The organism is Vibrio sp. 10N.222.46.A1, from assembly GCF_041473595.1.
Classification (GTDB): domain Bacteria; phylum Pseudomonadota; class Gammaproteobacteria; order Enterobacterales; family Vibrionaceae; genus Vibrio; species Vibrio tasmaniensis_A.
The window spans coordinates 1-4,008 of record NZ_JBFRSN010000585.1 but is presented as its reverse complement, the minus strand read 5'-3'; the positions used below and the strand labels follow the sequence as shown (position 1 = coordinate 4,008).

5 protein-coding genes are annotated in these 4,008 nt (G+C 44.0%); 2 read left to right on the top strand and 3 right to left on the bottom strand.

The window, feature by feature from the left end; genetic code table 11:
• Nucleotides 1-99 precede the first annotated feature (99 nt).
• Together bamC and dapA are read right to left on the bottom strand one after the other, a co-directional pair.
• Nucleotides 100-1,146 (bottom strand): outer membrane protein assembly factor BamC, encoded by a 1,047-nt coding sequence (gene bamC / locus AB4496_RS16480; RefSeq protein WP_009847375.1) that lies wholly within the window; start codon nt 1,144-1,146, stop codon nt 100-102.
• A 49-nt stretch (nt 1,147-1,195) separates the two neighbouring features.
• Nucleotides 1,196-2,074, bottom strand: a complete 879-nt coding sequence (gene dapA, locus AB4496_RS16475) for a 4-hydroxy-tetrahydrodipicolinate synthase (RefSeq protein ID WP_009847376.1) — start codon at nt 2,072-2,074, stop codon at nt 1,196-1,198.
• A gap of 372 nt (nt 2,075-2,446) precedes the next feature.
• Between dapA and AB4496_RS16470 the strand changes: the two genes are divergently transcribed.
• On the top strand, nt 2,447-2,989 hold the full coding sequence (locus AB4496_RS16470; RefSeq protein ID WP_009847377.1) for a glycine cleavage system protein R: 543 nt from the start codon (nt 2,447-2,449) through the stop codon (nt 2,987-2,989).
• Nucleotides 2,990-3,001: 12 nt separating this feature from the next.
• Nucleotides 3,002-3,472, top strand: coding sequence for a thioredoxin-dependent thiol peroxidase (gene bcp / locus AB4496_RS16465; RefSeq protein WP_009847378.1), 471 nt, complete (start codon nt 3,002-3,004; stop codon nt 3,470-3,472).
• Between the two features lie 158 nt (nt 3,473-3,630).
• Here the strand turns inward: bcp and AB4496_RS16460 are convergent.
• Nucleotides 3,631-4,008, bottom strand: a 378-nt coding sequence (locus AB4496_RS16460; RefSeq protein ID WP_372131387.1) for an AI-2E family transporter, incomplete at its 5' end; no start/stop codon positions are given.

The window sequence follows — 4,008 nt, the reverse complement described above, 5'->3', positions numbered from 1 at the left end:
ACATAAAACACTGACTAACAAACATAAAACACTGACTAACAAACATAAAAAAGAGGACATTGTATGTCCTCTTTTTTTTCTTCTAAATTTGCTCAGTGCTTATTCAGATTTTGCTTCTTTCTTGTCTTTGGTTTGGTCTGCAACGTGTGCTAATACCGGTACCATTGACTTAAGTAGCTCTTCTTCTACAGGCTTACCTGTTGCATCCGTTACGTTAATCGATGTACGGTTGCCAAGATCACCAAATAAGAAGGTGTAAGTACCTGGCGCTAAGTCAATAGGCTGTAGGCCAATCTCTTCCCAGAATTCATCATCTGGCGCGGCATACTTAGCTTTCACTGTACCTTGAGACTGGTTACGCTCTTCAAGTTCGAAGCCCATCGTCGGTAGCAAGGTAGGTAGACGTTGCCACAATACATTGTATGGTGTACGAGCAATGATCACAGGGAAACCACTGCGGTCCGAACCCATTGAGATAGGAATGCGTTTCACCAACTCTTGCGCTTTCAACGCAGCTTCAGCACGAAGGTTGGCATCGTATTTAGCCATCACTAGATTCGTTAAGAACGCGTTGTAACGCTCTTTATTGGTTGCCGATACTGGTTTCTCTTCAGAACCTTCACGCCAATCAATCAGATTAATCTTGAAGCCATGGCGATTGTTCGCTTGGAAACGAGAGAGAGAATAGCGGCTACCAATCTCGACTTCTTCATCTTCAGAAACCCAAGTTACCCAATCGGTCTCAATATCGCTATCTGATTGTTCAAGAATGCCAATGCCACGCTGAGTTAGCATATCTACAGCCGTTTGCCATACTCGGTCAGCCTCTTCAGCACGAAGGAGCCATAACGTCACTTCACCATTTTGACGCTCAGTACGAGCACCTGGGATCAGTTCAAGAACCTGTTGAGGAGGACGAATATCCACTTGACGACCGGTACCACCACTGAATTCACCGTTTGGGATATCAAAGTTTGGGTAAAACTGAGGCTGAGCATCTTCAGGCAATTGCCATTGTGAAAACTCAGGTGTTTCTAAGTATTCAAAATCATCTTTGGCTTGGCGACGTTGAGTCGGGCTGCCAGAACATGCTGTAAGAACGAAAACAGCCAGTGAACCGATCACTAGCTGGTGAGAATACTTCATTTATACTCCTAAATGCCGAAGGTTCGCTTCGGCATTGCTTTATACGTTTTTAGTAAATGCACGCTTCAGTCATTGCTTGAGCAACAACAGGTTGAGCTGGTTTTGACAGTTCAGTCAGTGGTAGACGTAAGCCACCTTCAGCAATCAGACCCATTTTGTGAACCGCCCATTTTACGGGAATAGGGTTAGACTCAACGAACAAATTCTTATGTAGAGGCATCAAACGCTCATTGATCGCTTCAGCTTCCTCAAACTTGCCTTCCTTCGCTAGCTTGAACATAGTCGCCATATCAGCAGCTGCAACATTGTTCGTTACAGAGATCACACCATCGCCACCACGCTTAACAAATTCAAGACCAGTTAAGTCATCACCACTTAGTAAGATAAAGTCTTCGCCACAAAGTTCACGGTGAATTGCAATTCTTTCGAGATCACCCGTCGCATCTTTAAGTGCAACGATGTTTTCGATCTCGGCAAGGCGAGCAACCGTTTCTGGCAACAAGTCTACCGCAGTGCGACCAGGTACATTGTAAAGGATCTGTGGAACGTCACTGACTTCAGCAATTGCTTTGTAATGTTGGTACAAACCTTCTTGAGTCGGTTTGTTGTAGTACGGCGTTACGCTCAGGCAACCAGCAATACCAGAACCATTGAGCAAACGGCTGAAAAGTACAGATTCGTGAGTTGCGTTTGCACCCGTACCAGCGATAACAGGAATACGGCCATCAGCAAATTCAACGACCTTATTGACGACTTTGACATGCTCTTCAATAGTGAGTGTTGAAGACTCACCAGTTGTGCCAACCGCAACCAGACCATCACTACCTGCTGCAACATGGTGATCAACTAACTTTTTAAGGCTGTCGAAATCCACTTCACCATCTGTATTAAATGGTGTAACTAGCGCAACGATACTTCCTGAAAACATGTCTATCTCCCTTAATTTATTCTTTTTGCATGTTACTGTAAGCCAATCAATAAACACAAGACATTAAAGTGGCTTACCAGCAACATCTGCAGTAAATATTGTCGTATGTTTGAGGTAAAACGACTTATAACGGCGTTCGACCTAGAATTTGGGTAACCTACACTCAATCTAGCGAATAGCTCTGCACTCGATGTCAGTAACAAGTAAGCAATGCTCTCACGCCACTCTTTGAATTTTGAACACTCTAAATATTCCTATTACTTGTTACATATTTGAAGCAAAGTGCCTCATAAAAGCCCCAAGCACACACTTATTCCTCTAGCTAACTGTGCTAACATGCATGAATCAATGGAATATAAGAGACGTGATTTTATGACTCAACATCTAGTAATCACAGCTGTGGGCACAGATCGCCCAGGTGTATGCAACCAAGTGGTTCATTTAGTCACCCAATCAGGCTGTAACATTATTGATAGCCGTATCGCTCAATTTGGCGAAGAATTTACGCTTATCATGCTACTGTCTGGAAAGGCAAACAACATCACCCGCGTTGAAACCACCCTGCCCTTGCTTGGACAAGAGCACGACTTGATTACGATTATGAAGCGAACCTCAACTCATGATGTTATTGAGAACTCTTACACAGTAGAGGTGTTCGTTGAGTCAGACGATAAAATCGGCCTTACTGAGCAGTTTACCCAGTTCTTCGCAGACCGAAACATCGGCCTCGATTCGTTAAGTGCGCGAACCATCAATAAGTCTAAGGTTCAGCTCGACAACGACCAATTCCATATCTCTATTACCGCTTCTGTGCAATCAGAATGTAATTTGATGCAGCTACAAGAAGAATTCGACGCGCTGTGCCAGAGCCTATCCGTACAAGGCTCGCTCAACTTTATCAAAAACAGTTTTTAAAAAGGAAATATCATGAATACGCTAACGGCTGGTGTTCCAGCACCTGCTTTTTCTCTTCCAGATCAAGATGGCAATATCGTATCTCTTGGTGACTTCAAAGGTAAAAAAGTCCTTTTCTATTTTTACCCTAAAGCAATGACTCCAGGTTGTATTGTGCAAGCAGAAGGCCTGCGTGATATCAAAGCACAGCTTGATGATCTGAATGTGGTTGTTTTAGGTGTGAGTGTTGACCCAGTTAAACGCCTACCAAATTTCGTTGCGAAGAAATCTCTGAACTTCACACTTCTATCTGATGAAGACCACAGTGTTGCTGAACAGTTTGGTGTTTGGGGCGAGAAGAAATTTATGGGTAAAGTGTACGACGGTCTGCACCGTATTAGCTTTCTAATTGATGAAGAAGGTCAGATTGAACACGTCTTCAACAAGTTCAAAACAAAGACTCACCACGAAGTGGTTCTAGACTACTTCAATCCAGAAGCTTAATGTTGATTTTAGTGAGTTGATTCTCTAAATTCGCACCTAGCGAATCTAAATACACTACTCACTACTAAGCCAAATGCCAAAAGGCCGAATATCATGGATATTCGGCCTTTTTGTACTTATTAAAATTGATAGCGCATTCAAATTGATAGCGCGTTCAATTACGATTGGTGTTCAGGGTCATCATCGAGAGCGTGACTCGGTAGGGCATTCCAAACCGCTTTCACTAGCGTGGCTAGAGGGATCGCAAAGAACACTCCCCAGAACCCCCACAGTCCGCCAAACACCAACACCGCTACAATAATCGCTACTGGGTGTAGGTTCACTGCTTCAGAGAACAGAACAGGAACGAGCACGTTACCATCTAACGCTTGGATAATACCGTAAGCGAGAAGCAACCAATAAAACTGAGGTTCTAAGCCCCACTGGAACAGGCCAACAATCGCGACTGGAACGGTCACAGCCGCCGCGCCGATATAAGGAATCAATACCGAGAAGCCGACCGCGACAGCCAGCAGTGCTGAATAACGTAAATCCAG